This window comes from Novosphingobium sp. B1, from assembly GCF_900176395.1.
Lineage (GTDB): Bacteria > Pseudomonadota > Alphaproteobacteria > Sphingomonadales > Sphingomonadaceae > Novosphingobium.
In genome coordinates, this window is the sequence record NZ_FWXL01000018.1 from 16,964 (window position 1) to 37,472 (window position 20,509).

Below are 20,509 nucleotides of genomic sequence, written 5' to 3' on the forward strand. Positions count from 1 at the left end.
ACGATGGTCAAGATCTCGCGCGCAAAATCTGGCCTTGCCCGGAAGGGCAAAACGCCCAGCGCCTCTAAAGCTCAGTTGGCAGATGCGGCAACTGATGCGGGCGGGCCGCAGCATGATTATGGCGCTGTGAAAGTTGTCCAGTTGGACAGTTCCGACAGGGCCAAGCTTGGCATCAATTATGCTCCGTTCAAGGTCGAGATCGTCGACGTTGACGTTGTACTGGTCTTCCTCGACGGGACACGCATCATTATTCCAGGAATGGCGATTGCGGCCTTTTCTGGCCGCAAACCAGTCATCGTATTTAATGATAAGGAAATCACCGCAGACCAAGCCGTGGGCATGGTGGGCGAGATCAAGGCGGAAAACAATTCTGTCGAACTGCACCTCAGCAGTGCTGAGAACGCCAAGACGGTTGAGGGTCAAAAAGAACCTGCCAGTGTTCAACCGGAGGACTCAGCCAGGGCGCAGGCGCAGGAAGCGTCCAAGCAGCAAGCGCAAGGTAGCAACGAAGATGCTGCCAAGCGTCTCACAGAAAAGATCAGTGACACATCCTCATCAAGCGCTGCTTCTCCAGGCGTAATCAGCGCAAAGGCGGTAGAGCCTGCGCCAGACGACGCTATTGGACCTGCGGGCATTGGTAAGCTCGTACCCAAGCTCACATTCTCTCTATACAATTCAGAAGGAAGTGAGCGGACTACCGAGAACGGTCAGACTGTCATAAAAGGTGACACAGGCGGTCCAAACTCTGCCAAGAGCGCAAGCTTTTCTGCGCAATCGGCCCAAGAAACGCTTTCCGGGACCTCCGGGAATGATTTGATCTACGCCGATACGCCAGCCCATGCGCCGGTCGGCTCGACCATGCGCGTGCTCCAGGTCGAGGCCATGGTTCCTGCAGGTGGATTGTCTCTCACCAGCATTCTCGTTCCATCGCTTCCCGAGGGCTACACCGTTGTAAACGGAACTCTGACTGACAAGGGCTGGCTGGTTTCGATCGATGACGGCAACATCGTAAAAGAGACGACCACAACCAACGCTGAGGGTAAGACTGTCCCGGTCCCTTCAAGCCAGTCGATCTTCACTTTCGAGCTGCAACTCACATATACGCTGCCATCAACCGGTACACCGACGATGAGCAGTGGCTTCATCGACGAGTTCTTCTTCCCGGTCATGCTTGGCCTGTCGTCGGACGGAAAGACGAGCACCTACTCGGTCGCTGTTTCCACGCACTTTGGCATCAAGGACGTTACTGACGAAGCAGGCATGACGGTCAAGGATCCCGTGACCGGCGAGCCGATCTATGTGCTTTTTGCCAATCCCCCGGGCACCAAGGTTTCCGCCGGGGAAGGGGATGATCGCATTGTCGCCGGGGCTGGCGCTGACGACATCGATGGTGGATCAGGCATCGATACCATCGACTATAGCCGCTCAGGCGAAGGCGTGCGCGTCAACCTTGCAACCGGCAAAGGTGAGCAGGGATTTGCAGAAGGCGACACTTATACCTCCGTCGAAGGAGTAACTGGCTCCACTTTCGATGACGTCTTGACCGGCAACTCGAGCGATAACCGGTTCGTAGGCGGCAAAGGCGCAGATATCATTGATGGCGGAGAGGGGTTTGATACTGCCGACTACACATCTGCGATCGACGAGAAATCGCCCGGTACAGAAGGGGTCGAGATAAATCTCGATGGCTCTCCATCCAGCGGCGGTGACGCGCAAGGCGACATACTTTCCAGCATAGAGCATGTCATCACCACCTCCCGGGATGATGTTATCCGCGGTGGCAACGCCAATGAATGGATCGAAGCCGGCGCGGGCGACGACACAGTTATCTCAAGTCTAGGTGCTGATCGTCTCGACGGCGGCGCTGGGATAGATACGGTCGATTACAGCAAGTCCTCCTCGGGCGTACAGGTTGCGTTGGATGGCACGATCGGGCGGGGCGGGGACGCAGATGGCGATACTCTGCAAGGCTTCGAGAACATCATTGGGTCTGCCCATGATGACATTCTTACAGGCGATGGCGGTGACAACACGATTGTAGGAGGCGCAGGCGCTGACAAGATCGACGGCAAAGGCGGGGTCGACATCGTCGACTTCAGCAAAAGCGCAGTTGCAGTCGAAGTCTTCCTCAACGGAACTGCTGGTCACGGCGGGGACGCCGAAGGCGACACTTACTTCAACATCGAACAACTGACAGGATCAGCTTTTGACGATCACCTCGTGGGCGGTAGCGGCGAGGAGACACTTCGTGGCGGCGCTGGCGACGATGTCATCGAAGGTGGTAGCGGAGCTGACCTGATCGATGGTGGCGCAGGATTCGACGTCGCCAGCTACGCAGGCGCACAATCCGGCGTCAAAATCGCCCTTGATGGCTCAGTGTTGAGCGGTACCGATGCGCAAGGGGATCGCTTTGTATCCATCGAAGGGCTCGAAGGATCTGCCTTTAACGACACTTTGCTGGGAACCGCTGGCAGTGACGTTCTGAGAGGTGGTGCGGGCGACGACATTCTGAACGGATTTGGCGGTGCAGATACGCTCGAAGGCGGTGCAGGTGTAGATACCGTCGATTACAGCCAGTCTCGCTCTGGCATTACTGTTTCGCTGGATGGCACTGAATCTACAGGTGGTGACGCTGATGGAGACATTCTGTCCAGTATCGAAATCGTCATCGGCACGAGCTATGACGACAAGATCAGCGGCACCGCAGAGAATGAGGTTCTGTCCGGCGGAGCGGGCGACGATGTCTTGTCCGGTGGCGGGGGCGCTGACGTCCTGAAAGGCGGCGAGGGCCTTGATACTGCAGACTACAGCAGATCGCTTGAAGGAGTTGATGTTGCGCTCGATGGCGGAGTCGGTCGAGGCGGGGATGCGCAAGGAGATACTCTGACTGGTATCGAGCGGTTGATTGGTTCGTCCAACAACGACCGGCTGGGCGGAGACGAGCGCGACAACATCCTGACCGCTGGCGCCGGCGATGATGTCCTTCGAGGGGACCTCGGTGCGGACCTGCTGCAGGGAGGCAGTGGTTTTGACACGGCAGATTACAGTGCCGCTTCCGGGGCGATCAGAGTTCGCCTCGATGGAAACGCCTCGGCAGGAGATATTGCCGAAGGCGACAGGCTGACTGGCGTTGAACGCGTAATTGGCAGTAGCTATGCTGACCATCTTTCCGGCGATAGCGGCGACAATACTCTCGAAGGTGGGGCCGGAGACGACATCTTAGTCGGTGGTCTTGGCGCAGATCGCATGATCGGCGGCGAAGGCGTCGACACCGTCCAATACAGTGAGTCAAACACTGGGGTCATCGTAAGCCTCAAAAATGGAATTGGCCAAGGGGGCTCTGCTTCTGGGGATATTCTCAGTGGCGTTGAGAACCTCGTTGGGTCGGAATACGCAGACAGACTTGTAGGTGACAGCGCAAGTAACCAGCTCGAGGGGGCGGCTGGCAATGATGTCCTCGAGGGCGGCGCAGGTGCTGACGTCTTGATTGGCGGCGTAGGCTTCGACACTTCTGACTACAGCAATTCCCTGGAAGGCGTCAGCGTTTCGCTCGATGGCAGCAAAGGCCAGGGCGGCGATGCAGAAGGTGACAGTCTTCGGGAAATTGAGGCGCTTGTTGGTAGTCAGTTTGCAGACCGGTTGACAGGTGACGAGAATGCAAACGCACTGTCCGGGGGCGATGGCGACGATACACTGCAGGGGGGCGCAGGTGGCGACAGTATTGACGGCGGCAGCGGTTTTGACACCGTAGACTACTCACGTAGCGCAACCGGAGTAGTCATATCCACTGATGGGGCAGTCGGCCTTGGTGGCGATGCGCAGGGTGACACGCTTGCGAGCATCGAACGGATTGTTGGTAGTAGATTTGCTGACACTATCTCTGGCGGGGAAAGTGACGATCAGCTGGAGGGCGGCGCTGGTGACGACGTGCTCCAAGGGGGCGCGGGCTCCGACCTGCTTGACGGCGGAACTGGGTTTGACGTTGCCGATTACAGTCGCTCCAAGACGGGAATTGTTGCAGGCCTGGATGGGCGTGAAAATAGCGGCGGTGATGCTGCGGGTGATAAGTTCGTCGACATCGAAGCTATCCACGGTTCAGCATTTTCTGACACCCTCTATGGTTCGCAGGACGCAGAGACGCTTCTTGGTCAAGGCGGGAATGATATTCTCGTTGGCTCGAGCGGGGCTGACGTTCTGGACGGCGGTGCGGGATCCGATACCGTTGACTACTCGCTCTCCGATGGTGCTGTTACAGTAAACCTGGCTCAGCTCAGCGCGTCAGGAGGGTTTGCCGAAGGAGACACCCTGGCCGGCATTGAGCGTATTGTTGGCTCGGCCTTTGGCGATGACCTCTCTGGCTCGAGCGCGGCCGATTCTCTCGACGGTGGCGATGGTGACGACACCATCGAGGGGCGTGGAGGAGCCGACATACTCTCAGGCGGAGAGGGCTACGACACTGCTACATACACCAACAGTGCTGCGGCGATCACTCTAAGCCTGGATGGTAGCGCTGGCCTTGGCGGTGATGCGCAAGGCGATCATATTCAGGGATTCGAGCACATCATTGGCTCCGAGTATGGTGACACCATCACCGGGATCGGCTCGGATGAGTTTCTTGAAGGTGCAGGCGGCGATGATCGGCTCTTCGGGGATGCAGGCAATGACCACCTAGCAGGTGGGAGCGGCGCAGACCTCTTGGCTGGCGGTGCCGGAGAAGATCGCCTCGAAGGCGGCGAAGGTGATGATGCTCTGCGTGGTGGAGCCGGCGCGGATTTCATCGACGGCGGGGCAGGCACTGATATTGCAGATTACAGCGATAGCAGCGCTGGCGTCACAATCGATCTTGCTTCCGGAACTGGCTCTGGTGGCGATGCACACGGCGACACGCTCACGAGTATCGAAGGGGTTATCGGTTCAAATCAATCGGATCGTCTCGCGGGCTCACAAGCCAATGATATCATTGACGGTCGCGCAGGGGACGATGCCATCATTGGCGGTTCCGGGAATGATATTCTTCGCGGCGGCACGGGCAACGACCGTATTGAAGGTGGTACCGGTGCTGACGTAATCGAGGGCGGCGATGGTCACGATATCGCTGATTACAGCCAATCGACAGCAGGTGTTTCGGTCTTCCTCGATGGCTCTGCTGGCCTTGGTGCGGCCGCGACTGGCGACACTCTCTTTTCAATTGAGGAGGTCATCGGAAGTAGCAGCGGCGATACCCTTACCGGCGCGGGGGCAGATGAAATCCTCCACGGTGGCGGAGGCGACGATGTTTTAATCGGCGCTGGAGGCGCAGACCTTCTGGATGGCGGCGCTGGTATCGACACCGCTAGCTACGCCACCTCAGCGCAGGGCGTTTCGGTTGACCTTGCTGACGGGAAGGGATCAGGGGGCGATGCGGAAGGCGACACCTTATCTTCTATTGAGCGCTTGATCGGCTCAACCGGTAACGACGTGCTGCGAGGATCCGCACAAGATGACGAGATTCTCGGTGGTGGCGGAAATGATCTTCTCTCAGGCCACGATGGATCTGACCGACTGCAGGGCGGTGATGGCAACGACACCCTCGATGGTGGCGCTGGTGCTGACCGTCTTGATGGTGGAGACGGCTTTGATACCGTCGACTACTCCTCGTCAGCCGTCGCGATCCAGGCAAGCCTTGATGGTAACATCGGCGCCGGAGGTGATGCGCAGGGCGACATACTAATTGGCATCGAACGACTGGTAGGTTCCGCCTTTGCTGACACTCTGACGGGGGGTGTTCTTGGCGACACTCTTGAGGGTGGCGCTGGCGATGACGTCATCTCGGGCGGATCCGGTAGCGATACGTTGCGCGGCGGCGCAGGTGATGACCAACTCGATGGCGGTGCGGGTTCAGATGTCCTCGACGGCGGCGAGGGTATCGACACTGTAGACTATTCGGCATCTTCTGCGGCTGTGGCCATCAACCTTGACGGCAGTTTAAGTGCAGGCGGCGACGCGACAGGCGACCAGCTGATCGGAATCGAAGACCTGACGGGGTCTGCTTTTGATGACAGACTGACCGGCGCAGGTGCTTCTGAACGTATTCGTGGTGGCAGCGGCGACGACACGATTTCCGGCGGAGCCGGTGATGACGTACTTGACGGCGGAAGCGGGAATGATCGTTTAGAAGGCGGGGAAGGAGCTGACCAGCTGATTGGTGGTACAGGTGATGATACCGCCAGCTACGAAAGCGCAACGGCAGGTGTTACTGTGTCGCTTGATGGAAGTCGCGGCACTGCCGGTGACGCAAACGGCGACGTCCTGAGCAGTATTGAAAACCTTGTTGGCTCTGCGTTCGATGACGTTCTGGGAGGGGAAGCCGGTACAGAGCATCTAACCGGCGGAGCTGGTGACGACTTGCTTCTGGGAAGCCAGGGCGCCGACATTCTTGATGGCGGAGCGGGCTTTGATATCGCAGACTATCGCAATTCCAGTGGCGCCATCGATGTGCGCCTGGATGGTTCCAGCGGGATTGGCGGGGATGCTGCAGGCGATCAGTACACGTCTATTGAAGGTATAAGAGGCTCCACCCTTGATGACCGCCTGACAGGCGGAATGGCATCTGATCTGCTTGACGGCGCTGCAGGTAACGACGTGCTTTCTGGCGGCGGTGGTGACGATATCTTGCTTGGAGGCGCCGGTAACGACAAACTCGATGGCGGCGCAGGCTCTGATCTCCTCGATGGTGGAGATGGGCAGGACACAGTCGACTTTTCCTCGTCCACCTCTGGAGTATCAGTCTCGGTCGATGGTTCCGTTTCCAGCGGCGGTGCAGCTGAGGGCGATCGCCTGCTGAACATCGAAAATCTCATCGGGTCTGATTTTGACGACCGGCTGTCAGGCACTGTTGGCAACGATATCCTCATCGGCGGATCCGGCAACGATGTGCTCGCCGGGCGCGCGGGTGCAGATGTCCTCGATGGCGGCAGCGGATTTGATACCGCAGACTACTCCGAGGCTGCCGAAGCTGTAACAGTGTCTTTGCAAGACGGCACCGGTAGCGCAGGGGATGCAATTGGCGACGTTCTTATCAGCATCGAACGGATTATCGGTTCGGCCAATAACGATCGCCTAATCGGCTCTGCCAGTGCAGATACGCTTGAGGGCGGGGCCGGAGCCGATACGATCGTTGCCGGCTCTGGCGACGACTTGCTGTATGGTGGCGTCGGAGACGACTTGCTCGATGGCGGCGCAGGTGCTGATCGCATCGATGGCGGAGCCGGACTCGATACCGTAGATTACTCAGCATCTCTGGTTGCTGTGCAGGTCAATCTCGCGGGCTCTGCAAGCTCGGGTGGCCTTGCAGAAGGTGATATCCTCACTAACGTCGAAGCCGTTACGGGCTCAAATTACGCTGACGTTCTGAACGGTTCGGATGCGGCTGAGCAGCTTCATGGCGGCGCGGGCGACGACATTCTGCGAGGGGGGGCAGGTGCAGATATCCTCGACGGTGGCGCAGGTACCGACGTTGCAGATTACAGCCAAGCTACCTCCGGAATCTCACTTGATTTCTCGACTGGTGGGAGCAGTGGCGACGCTCAAGGCGACACCTTCATATCGATTGAGATCGTTGAAGGCTCGGATTTTGACGACATTGTCGTAGGTGGCTCGCAGGATGACGAGCTGCGCGGAAACGCTGGCAACGACTTCCTGAGCGGAGGGCTTGGTGACGACGTTCTGCTAGGGGGAACCGGCAACGATATCCTGCGGGGCGGGGCGGGCGCCGACATTCTGTCAGGCGGTGCTGGGAACGATACTGCCGATTATTCAAGCTCAAACGCTGCGGTAGCGATCAATCTCGACGGATCCCTGTCGGCTGGCGGCGATGCACAGGGCGACACACTCAGCTCAATCGAAACTGTTGTAGGCTCATCCTTCGATGACACCCTGACAGGCACGTCGTTGAACGAAGCCCTTGATGGAGGCGCTGGTAACGACCTTCTGCGCGGTGGTGCAGGGTCAGATAGACTGACTGGTGGCAGTGGCGATGACACGCTGCTTGGCGGATCTGGTGCAGACGTTCTTGATGGCGGTGCAGGCTTTGACATTACCAGCTATGCCGGATCATCTTCGGGCGTCACCGTCAGATTGGACGGCGGCCCCTCGACTGGTGGCGATGCCGAGGGCGATACGCTGACAGGTATCGAAGGTGTGACTGGTTCTGGCCAAGCTGACGCCCTTTACGGCGGGTCTTCTGACGACCGTCTTGATGGTGCAGCCGGCGACGACCTGATTTCTGGCGGTGCTGGCAACGACACATTGCTGGGCGGCAGTGGTGACGATGTGTTGATTGGTGGAGCCGGCGCTGACTCAATTGACGGCGGCGCAGGCAGCAACACGGCCAGTTATGCCGGCGCTGCAGCTGGTGTTGCGGTAGACCTGTCTGGTGCAGCGGGCACCGGCGGCGAGGCAGTGGGCGATACCCTCACCCGTATCTCGCGGCTCATCGGATCGGCATTCGATGATCGCCTTGGCGGTGGTAGCGGCTCTGAGATAATTGAAGCCGGCGACGGCAATGATACCCTGATCGGCAGCATCGGGAGCGATACTCTTGATGGTGGAGACGGCCGAGACACGGTTAGCTACTCATCCTCCGGCTCTGGCGTCACCGCCTACCTGGACGGACGATCGGGAAGCAGTGGCGATGCTGCCGGTGACGTCCTCATTTCGGTCGAGCAGCTCGAAGGTTCAGAGCACGACGACGAACTCTACGGCAGCGAAGCTGCCGATACAATTTCGGGCGGCGAGGGGGGTGACATCCTTCGGGGCTTCGGAGGAAGCGATAGCCTCGAGGGCGGAGGCGGCGACGACCTCTTGATCGGTGGCGATGGCGCTGATGCTATTGATGGCGGGAGCGGTGTAGACACAGCTAGCTACGGTGACTCCACGAGTGCGGTTACAATTTCTCTGGATGGTTCTGCTGGAAGTGGTGGTTCGGCGCAGGGGGATACCTTGCTCGGCGTCGAAATCCTTGAAGGCTCGATTTACGCTGACGTGCTTGGTGGTTCGGCTGGCTCGGATGTGCTGCGGGGTGGAGAAGGGGATGACCGCCTCTTGGGCTCAGCTGGAGCGGACAGTCTTGTCGGTGGCGCTGGCTCAGACACGGCCGACTACAGTCTGTCTGACGCAGCTGTGCAAGTTGCTCTGGATGGAACCACGGGAATTGGTGGTTTTGCGCAGGCCGATACGCTTAGCGGAATCGAAAACCTCACAGGGTCACGCTTCGCTGACGTCCTCGCGGGCAGCATAGGCAACGATACCCTGGACGGTGGAGCGGGGGACGACATTCTTCGTGGCTCGATCGGCGCAGATACACTGGTGGGCGGCGCAGGCTTTGACACTGCGGATTATTCATCATCATCAACAGGGGTCACAATTGCCAACGATGGAAGCTTTGGTGGCAGTGGTGATGCTGCAGGAGACCAGCTTAGCGGGATCGAACGTATAATCGGATCCGCTCAAGCCGATGCGCTGACGGGAAGCGGTTCGGCCGATACGCTTGAAGGTGGTAGCGGCAACGATGATCTGGTGGGTCTTGCCGGAAACGACAGTCTCATCGGTGGAGCCGGCGATGACGTGCTCTCTGGTGGCGCTGGCGCTGACATCCTCGACGGAGGAATTGGCTTCGATATAGTCAGCTACAGTGATGCCAGCGCTGGCGTTACAATCAATTTGGCTGCCGGCACCGGGCGAGGTGCAGAAGCCGAAGGCGACTCTCTCACAGGTATCGAGCAAGTCACAGGTTCGGACTTCGCAGACGTTCTTGTTGGCGCTGATGACGATGAAATACTCATTGGTGGCGCAGGCGATGACACCTTGGCAGGTGGCGCGGGCGCCGATCGCCTCGAAGGCGGTGTCGGCAACGATATGATCGCAGGTGGCGCCGGTGCCGATGAAATCTTCGGTGGCCAAGGTTTCGACACAGCCGACTATTCTGGCAGCACTGCTGGCGTTCAGATCAACCTCGATGGCTCGGCTGCCTCGGGTGGCGATGCCGACGGTGACACCCTTAGCTCTATCGAGCGGATACTGGGTTCAAGCTTCTCCGATATCGTTGTGGGCTCATCGGCGGCAGAGACCATTGAAGGGGGAGCAGGCGCCGACACATTGTTCGGTGGAGGCGGCGCAGACACGCTGCTGGGCGGAAGCGGCAATGACACTTTGCGCGGCGGGGCTGGCGCAGACCAACTCGATGGCGGCAGTGGCTTTGATACTGCAGATTACAGCTCTTCAGATTCGGCGGTTCAAGTTTCCTTGGATGGATCGGTCGCGCATGGCGGTGATGCCGAGGGGGACACTCTGACCGGTATCGAGAGGCTGGTTGGTTCGTCCGATAGTGACACGTTAACAGGCGGCAACGCCTCTGATACCTTGGTAGGCGGCGCCGGCGACGACCTCTTGAGCGGGGCAGGCGGCGATGACACGCTTCAAGGCGGGGCAGGCGATGACACGTTGGCTGGCGGCACTGGCGCAGACATTCTGGATGGCGGCAGTGGCACAGATACAGTCTCTTATGCAGCATCCGCGACTGCGGTGACTGCCTCTCTTGGCGGGATCACCGGCACTGGCGGCGATGCTCAAGGCGACGTAATCAGCAACGCGGAAATTCTTGAAGGTTCAGCCTTCGGCGACGTGCTCTCGGGCCGGGTCGGTGCAGATACCCTGCTTGGACAAGGTGGAAACGACACCTTGCTGGGAAGCGCGGGTGCCGATCACCTCGATGGCGGCAGCGGTTTTGACACTGTCGATTACTCGGCATCTGCCAGTGCAGTTACCGTAAATCTCGATGGGTCCGTGTCCTCTGGCGGAGATGCATCTGGCGATACCTTGAGCGATGTCGAGCGGGTCATTGGCTCGCTGCTGGGTGACATTCTGAGAGGCTCTGACGGCGCCGACACCTTAGAGGGTAATGACGGGGCTGACGCAATTTACGGCGGCGCTGGAGATGATACCCTGCTTGGCCAGGCCGGGAACGATACGCTGATCGGCGGTACGGGCGCAGACGCGCTGGACGGCGGCAGTGGAGCAGACACAGCAGACTACAGCGCTTCGGCGACTGGCGTAAACGTTGGATTGGATGGCGCTGCCAATAGCGGCGGTGACGCTGAAGCAGATACGCTTACCAATATTGAAAACCTTGTCGGTTCAGCATTCAACGACATCTTACGTGGCGGGACAGCTGCAGACGTCTTACAGGGCGGTGGCGGCGACGATATTTTAACGGGTTCGAATGGCGCTGACACGTTGGATGGTGGGACAGGCTTCGATACTGCGGACTACTCCCAATCATCGGCAGGAATTGTTGTATCCCTTGCAGGCGGGACCGGCAGTGGTGGAGCCGCTGCTGGCGATACTCTCCTTGGCATCGAGAAAGTCATCGGCTCGTCATTTGCGGACAGATTGTCGGGTGGCAACAGCGCCGATGTGCTGATGGGCGGAAGTGGCGCCGATACGCTTTCGGGCGGTATTGGTGATGACACGCTCGATGGCGGTGCGGGCGATGACGTGCTCGTTGGCGGCGCAGGCTCGGACATCCTGACTGGCGGGGCAGGTCTCGACACTGCCGATTACAGTGCCTCGATCCAGGCTGTCCGGGTAAACCTAGATGGTACAGCAAGCATCGGCGGCGATGCCGACGGCGACCTCCTGACTTCTGTCGAACGCGTGCTGGGCTCCTCTCAAGGCGATGTCCTCACCGGCAGCAGCGGAGACGAGCAACTTTTCGGCAATGGCGGCGACGACACGATCGTTGGCGGCGCTGGCGCTGATCTTGTCGATGGCGGAAGTGGCGCTGATACAGCTGACTACTCCAGCTCGACGACAGCGGTCACGATCTCCCTTGACGGCAACGTTGGGCAGGGTGGGGATGCAGCAGGCGATATCCTTACCAACATCGAACGTCTTGTGGGGTCTGGTGGCAACGACACTCTGGGCGGCTCGGCCAGCGATGATACAATCGTGGGCGGTAGCGGCAACGACGTGATCACTGGTGGCGCTGGCAACGATGTTTTGCAGGGCGGTACTGGAGACGATACGATCATTGGCGCTGCTGGCGCCGATGTGATCGAAGGTGGCGCAGGTACAGACACTGCCAGCTACGCCTCGGCACAGTCAGCAGTAACGGTCTTCCTGGACGGCACGACATCAAGCCGCGGTGATGCGGCAGGCGACACTCTGTCCAGCATTGAGCAACTGATCGGATCGGCTTTTGACGACCGCTTGGTCGGTGGCAATGTCAGCGAAACCATTCGAGCTGGCGCAGGTGCTGATGACATTTCCGGGGGCGCGGGCGACGACCAGCTCTTCGGCGAGGCAGGAGACGATATTCTGGCAGGTGGAGCTGGCGCCGACGCTCTGGACGGCGGCGCAGGCTTCGACACGGTCAGCTATGCAAGTTCTCTAAGCGCGGTGACTGTACGATTTGATGGCACCGCCTCACAGGGGGGCGACGCTGATGGCGACACTCTGCTCAACATCGAGAAGGTTATCGGGTCTGGCAACAGTGATACATTCTACGGCTCCTCGGCGGGCGAGCAGATCGATGGCGGTGCCGGGGACGACGTCATGTTCTCGAGCGCCGGCTCGGATAGCTACATAGGCGGGTCAGGCTTTGACACTGTAGACTACTCAGGCGGAACGACCTCTGTCAGCGTTCGTATGGACGGTCTGACCTCCAGCGGCGGCGAAGCTTCCGGTGACACTCTCAGCGGCGTTGAGCAAGTTATCGGCACGTCACTTTCAGACACGATCATCGGTTCCGCATTGGCAGACACGATTGTCGGTGGAGCCGGTGCCGATACCCTTTCAGGTGCAGCCGGCGCTGACATCTTGTTGGGCGGAGAGGGCAACGACGTTCTTGAAGGTGGTTCTGGCGCAGATCGCCTTGAAGGTGGCGCGGGTTTTGACAACGTTACTTATGCCAATGCTACCGCAAGTGTTGCTGCACGAATGGACGGGCTTGCCGGCACCTCGGGTGATGCGCTCGGTGACGTCCTCGTCGATGTAGAAAGTGTCACGGGCTCCAGCTTTGGCGATGCTATCGTTGGATCATCCGGCAACGATACGATAGATGGCGCGGCTGGCGACGATACACTTTTGGGCGGTGCTGGCGCAGACATTATCGCAGGCGGCAGCGGTAACGATCTTATCGAAGGTGGTGTTGGCGCCGACCAGATCGACGGCGGGGCCGGCACAGATACGGCCGACTATTCGAACTCATCCTCTGCCGTAACTGCATATCTGAACGGCACGAGCGGCGCTGGTGGCGAAGCTCAAGGGGACGTGATCAGCAATGTCGAAGTTCTCAAGGGCTCGAGCTTCGGCGATACTCTGATTGGCAGTTCTTCTGCAGACACGCTTCAAGGCCAATCTGGTGACGACATATTGGTCGGTGGTGCTGGCGCAGATACTCTTATCGGCGGTGACGGTTTTGATTCCGCAGATTACTCAGCATCGGCGCTGAGTGTCGTTGTTGACCTCGCGTCAGGCATTGGAAGCGCTGGTGATGCCAATGGCGATCGATTGACGGGAATAGAGCGCGTCGTCGGTTCGGCCCTGGGAGACACGATTTCTGGATCGACTGCCTCTGATACACTTGAAGGCGGCGATGGAAACGACCGGCTGGATGGCGCTGGAGGGTCTGACGCAATCTTTGGCGGCAGCGGTGATGACACGCTTATCGGCGGGGCTGGCAGCGATCAGCTTGATGGGGGCACCGGAGCAGACACTGCAGATTACACTGGGAGCACCCAGGGGGTAACTGTCTATCTCGATGGCGTGAGCAGCGGAGCAGGCGGCACTGCAGCTGGCGATACCTTAATCAACATCGAAACGGTCCTTGGTTCCTCTCTCAACGATTTCCTTGTCGGCGCACAGGGTAACGAGACTCTTATCGGTAACGATGGCAACGATGTGCTCGAAGGCGGTGGTGGGGCCGACCGGCTTGAAGGTGGCGCCGGAACAGACACCGCGTCATATGAGCATGCTCTTTCTGGCGTTTCTGCAAGCCTTGCTACAGGCACTGGTACAGTTGGCGATGCAAACGGCGACATCCTTGTCGGAATCGAGCGCCTCCTCGGCTCGGATTATGACGACACACTTGCAGGCGGCCTCGGCGCCGATACCCTCGATGGCGGCTCTGGAGACGATTTGCTGATTGCAAGTTTAGGAGCAGATACGCTGGTCGGTGGAGACGGCTTTGATACTGTGGACTATTCGGCAGCGTCGACAGGCATCACTGTTTCGCTTGATGGATCAGCTGGATCTGCCGATCTTGCAGCCGGTGACAAGTTAACCGGCATTGAATCAGTCGTTGGATCACTTTTTGCTGACGTGATCACTGGGACATTCTCAGACGACACGCTTGTTGGTGGTGCTGGGAACGACACGCTCTCGGGCGGCAGTGGCAGTGATATCCTGCAGGGCGGTGCTGACAACGACACATTGTCAGGCGATGCCGGGGCTGACACACTAGATGGCGGCGCAGGTACTGACACCGCAAGCTATGCAGGTTCCGGCGTAGCCATAATTGTCGACCTGTCTGCCAACACTGCAAGTGGTGGCGATGCGCAGGGGGACACCTTCGTGTCGATCGAGCGCTTTGTCGGTTCACGTGTTGGTGACACGCTGATCGGCGGAAGCGGCAATGATTGGTTTGACGGGTTTGACGGTAACGATACTCTGCGAGGCGGTGCTGGCAATGACACGCTGTATGGCGGCATTGGCGATGATATTCTCGATGGCGGGTCAGGTGCTGACACCATCGAGGGTGGCGCAGGAACAGATACCGTCGACTACTCTGCATCTACCTCGGCAGTAACTATTCGTACTTCTGCGACTTCGGCTGGCGGCGATGCTGAGGGCGACACCCTTTCATCCATCGAGAAAGTGGTTGGGTCAGCTTTTTCCGACCGGTTTGAAGGCTCTCTGGCGGACGAGGAGTTCGTGGGAGCAGGTGGCGATGACGTCTTCGTAGCGTCTGGTGGCGCTGACATTTATCGTGGTGACGCTGGCTCAGATACGGCTGATTATTCGGCCTCGACGACCAGCGGAATGCAAATTTACATGGATGGCAGCTTTGGTACGGGCGGCGATGCCGCGGGTGACCGGTTGTTCAATGTCGAGACAGTTATCGGATCGTCCCAGGCAGACACAATCACTGCCGGTGCAAGTTCTGCAGAGATCCGTGCAGGTGCTGGAAATGACGTGCTGTTTGGTGGCGATAGCGCTGACACTTTGGACGGTGGTAGCGGCGATGACACAATTGCCAGCGGCCTTGGCGCAGACCAGGTAATTGGCGGAAGCGGGACGGATATTGCCGATTACCGCAACTCGGGAGCGGCTATCGTTCTTGCCAATAACGGTTCTGCTGGCAGTGGCGGCTGGGCACAGGGTGATATTCTCTCAGGTATCGAGACAATCTACGGGTCGCAGAACTACGGCGACACGTTGAAAGGCGGTAGCCTCAGCAGCACGACGCTCTGGGGCTGGGGCGGTGACGATACTTTTGTTTCCTTGGGTCAAGCAGATAGCATCGATGGCGGTGCTGGTAATGACACGATCGACTACTCCGGCTCATTGAGTGCGGTGACCGTGCGGCTTGATGGTGCTGCGAGTAGCGGTGGTGATGCAGCAGGAGATACCATAACCAACGTTGAAAGGGTTATCGGTTCTGCACTGGGTGACACGCTTCTGGGCGCGTCTGGAAACGAGACGCTTGTGGGCGGTAGTGGAGACGACACGCTCGTTGGCGGGGCTGGAGCCGACACACTCGATGGCGGTGCTGGTTTTGATACTGCAGATTATTCCTCTGCAGGTGGCGTGGTTGTTCGCATGGATGGCACATCTGGCGGCGCCGGAGACGCCTCGGGCGATGTCCTCATCGGCATCGAGCGCGTGGTTGGTTCGTCACTTGCGGACGTTATTTACGGTTCAACCGGTGCAGACACCATTGTCGGCGGTGATGGCAATGATACTCTCGCGCCGGGGCTCGGTAGTGATACCCTGGACGGTGGCAACGGGACCGACACAGTTGATTACTCGAGCTCAAGCTCTGCTCTAACGGTCAACCTGGTGAACGCCTCGCTGTCGACCGGCTTGGCGCTGGGTGACGTCTTTACCAGCATTGAGATATACGCGCTTTCTGCATTCAACGATGTGTTTGTTGGCGCAGCCACTGCGGAAACGATCAATGCTGGAGACGGCAATGATACGATTGATGCCGGTGCCGGCGATGACACGCTTAACGGTGGAAACGGCAATGACCTGCTCGTTGGCGGCGCTGGTTCAGATATCATCGACGGCGGGGCGGGTACTGATACGGTTGATTATTCCGCTTCAAGCGGAGCAGTTTCGATCAACCTGGGTACCGGCACCGGGAATAGTGGTGGCGATGCACAGGGCGACATATTTGCCATTAACACAATAGAGAATGCAATTGGTTCGAGTGGAGATGACTACATCGTCGGGAGTTCAGCTGCCAACAATCTGAAAGGTGGATCTGGAAACGATACAATTATCGGTGGTGCGGGCAGCGACGTCCTGGATGGAGGCAGCGGAACTGACACCTTGAGCTACGCAAGTTCGGGAACGGCGGTAAACGTCAATCTCGCAAACGGGACGGGCTCGGGCGGCGATGCTGCTGGAGATACCTTCACAGGGTTCGAAGACCTTACAGGCAGCAGTGGTGCCGATACTCTCACAGGCGACAGTGCGGCCAACACGATCCGAGGTGGTGTTGGCAATGACGTCATCAATGGCGCTGCAGGTAACGATGCTCTCTATGGCGAGGAAAGCAACGACACGATCGATGGCGGCGCAGGCGCTGACTTCATGGATGGTGGTGTTGGCATCAATACGCTCAGCTATGCCTCAGCGACAGGTTCGGTGACGGTTTCACTTCTAGCCGGGTCTGGGAGCGCCGGTGATGCGTCTGGCGATACCTTTACGAACTTTCAGAACCTTACCGGTTCTGCAAGCAACGACATCCTAACGGGCGATGCTCAGCAGAATACCATCAATGGCGGTAATGGCGATGACGTGATCGATGGCGGTAGTGGTGCAGATAATCTCCAAGGCGGTAATGGCAATGACACCTTCCTCGGGGGTGCTGGTTCTGACGCAATGGACGGTGGCGCCGGTACTGACACTGTCGATTATAGCCTGAGCAGTGGCGGCGTTTCTGTTGATCTGACTGGCAACACCGGTAACGGAGCTGACGCTCAGGGCGATACTTTTGCGAACATCGAAAATCTTACAGGCTCTGCTGCTGGGGATACCCTGCTGGGCAACACTTCTGCCAACGTTCTGAATGGCGGCGACGGTAATGACCAGCTTTCCGGTCTTGCCGGTAACGACACCATTAATGGCGGTAATGGTGACGACGTTATCACTGGCGGTTCAGGAGCTGATGCTCTTGACGGCGGGGCAGGGACCAATACTCTGTTTTTCGGCAGCAGTTTCGGCAATCTTGCGAGCGTCTCTGCAACCTCTGGCGTCACCATTGTTCTGGATGGCGTAACCACTGGCATTGGTGGTGACGCACAGGGAGACACGTATCGCAACTTTGCGAACGTGTATCTGACCAACCTTGCCGACAGGGTCACTGGAACGGCGGCAAACGAATGGTTCAGAGGCCTTGGCGGTGCCGATGCGATCGATGGCGGGGCAGGGACAGATACTGTCAGTTACTCCGGCACCGGCGTAACTGGCGGCGTGTCGATAGGTCTGGATGGCGTTGCCGGCACTCTCAACGAGGCAGCGGGTGATGTCCTGACCAATATTGAAGTGCTGCAAGGCTCGCAGTTCGATGATACGCTCTGGGGCAACAGTGGCGCTAACACCATCTTGGGCATGGAGGGTAACGACACTATCCGCGGGGACGCTGGCGCGGATAGCATCGATGGTGGATCTGGCTCTGACACTGTGACCTACGCCAACTCAGCGAACGCGGTGTCGGTCAACCTGCTGTCTGCGAGCGGAACTGGCGGAGATGCTGCAGGTGACCAGTATACGTCGATCGAGAATGTCGTGGGCTCAGCGCTGGACGACACCCTGATTGGCGATTCATCCGCCAACACGCTGACTGGCGGGGCGGGGGACGATTTTCTCCGTGGTGGCCAGGGAGCCGATACTCTGAATGGCGGCAGCGGCACTGACACCGCCGACTATTCTGACTCGACGGCTGGAGTCACAGTTTATCTCGACGGTACCTCAGCGAATGGTGGATTTGCGCAAGGAGACGTCCTTGTCTCTATCGAAATAGTCAATGGCTCGGCATTTGCTGATACCCTCGTTGGTTCCAACGGGTCGGAGACGCTTAATGGCGGCGACGGAGACGACATTATCAGTGGCTTCGTTGGCGATGATGTAATCAACGGTGGCAACGGAAATGACACGTTGTCCGGTGGCAGCGGTGCCGACATCGTCGACGGTGGGGCTGGTACAGATACGTTCAGCTACGCATCGGCAACCGGAGGGGTCATTGCTTATCTCGACGGTACTGCTGGCAGCAGTAACGATGCGACCGGCGATCGCCTCAGCGGAATTGAGATCCTTGTAGGGTCGGGTTTCAACGACACACTTACCGGCACAAGCGCCGCTGACACTATCGTTGGCGGCAACGGAGACGATACTCTCGTTGGCGGCGCGGGTGGAGATAACCTGGACGGGGGAGCCGGCACGGACAGCGTCTCATTCGTCAACTCGCAAGTCGCAGTGGCTGCAAGCTTTGCGAGCGGGTCACTGGTTGTAAACACATCCGATGCCGTCGGCGACACTTACACTTCTATCGAGGGTGTAATCGGATCGTCATTCAATGACGTCTTGCGCGGTGGTACTGGCGCAGAATTGCTCGACGGTGGCGCAGGAGATGATACGCTCTATGGTAGCGGCGGCGCCGACATCATATCCGGCGGCGCTGGCATCGATAGCCTAGATTACTCGGCCTCCAACTCAGCCGTCAGCGTGCGTCTGGATGGAGTAGCAAGCTCAGGTGGCGACGCTGCCGGCGATGTTCTTACCGGCATTGAACGGGTCATTGGAACGGCGCTCGACGACATTTTTGTCGGGGTGAGTGCAGACGAAACATTCAGAGCCGGGGAGGGCGCAGATACAATCGACGGCGGACAGGGCAACGATCTTCTCTATGGTGAGGGCGGGAACGATCTACTGCTCGGCGGGATGGGTAGCGATGTGCTCGACGGTGGTGCTGGATCCGACACAGCGTCATATGCTCAATCGTCACTTGGGGTCGTCGCAAATCTGGCAGACAGTAGCTTCAACACGAATGAAGCGGCAGGCGATACGTACAGCAGCATCGAAAATCTCACCGGCTCGGCATTCAACGATCGTCTTACAGGTGATACTGGCGCGAATGTCCTCGATGGCGGCGCTGGAAATGACCGCCTTATCGGTGGCTCTGGAGCCGATGTGCTGCAAGGTGGACAAGGTTCGGACATCGCTGATTACACGTCGTCAGGAAGCAGTGTAGCGCTTAATCTGGGAAGCAATGGCACGCTCGCAGGTTTTGGCACTGGTGGTGACGCTGGCGGGGACGTGCTTACTGGTATTGAAAGCGTTCTGGGATCGACATTTGGCGATACGTTCACGCTCACACTGGACAAGGGCTTCTTCATCGACGGCGGTGCGGGTACTGATACGGTCGCGCTTGCCGCAAATTCCGGAACGCTTTCGGCGTCTCAACTGAGTTCTGTCCTGAACCACGTGGAAACCATCGACCTGACTGCCAGCGGAACGAGCGCCAATCTCCTGATTGATGCAGGTTTTGTGCAATCAATCGCTGGCGCAGGAAATGCCTCGCATCTGACATTGAACATCGACGGAAATGACCAAATCAGCTTCAGCAGCGACGCAGTCTATACGCAGAATGGCAATGACTACACATTCTACTCCGACACATCCATGACCCAGACAGTCGGTCAACTAACGCTAGGATGACATTGCTGCTAAGCGCCCAATCAATGCTTTGGCAAACGCCTCCTTGCTGTGCCGTCACGTCAAATGTGCGCTAAACCTTTGAAAAAGCCTCGACCAATCTGTGCGGAGATTGGTCGAGGCCGTACGGTTTGTCAAAGCGACGTGGGGAGTCGCACGAGTAGTCTACGCCGATTAACCGATAATCCAAGTAGGCTAATTTGAAAAATAGGGCCGCTTAAAAGATCCCCGACCATCGGGACGCGATTGGCCGGGGAAGTGCCACTTTGGCGAAGATCTGCATGATTCGCCTTATGTAGAATACGCTCATTAACCATAGATGCAAAGCCGCTTCCTTGCACTTTCTCCACGAAGCGAAGTAAACAGAAATACGGAACAGTAAGCGTTGTGCTCTGTGCTGGTGATTATGATGCAGCGTACTGTCCACTTGGCGCACTGTGCGACTTATCACGCGAGATCTGATCGCGGGCTCCCAAAATTTTGGAGCGATGCCAGGAATATGTGGGACTGTGGCACCAAACCGAAAATT

Annotated in this window: 1 protein-coding gene; it reads left to right on the forward strand. The window is 58.3% G+C overall.

Annotated features, from left to right (window positions below; all coding sequences use genetic code 11):
• Positions 1-3 precede the first annotated feature (3 nt).
• A complete protein-coding gene (locus B9A23_RS22410; protein WP_139797569.1) occupies positions 4-19,983 on the forward strand; it encodes a hypothetical protein in 19,980 nt (6,659 codons plus the stop codon).
• Positions 19,984-20,509 lie beyond the last annotated feature (526 nt).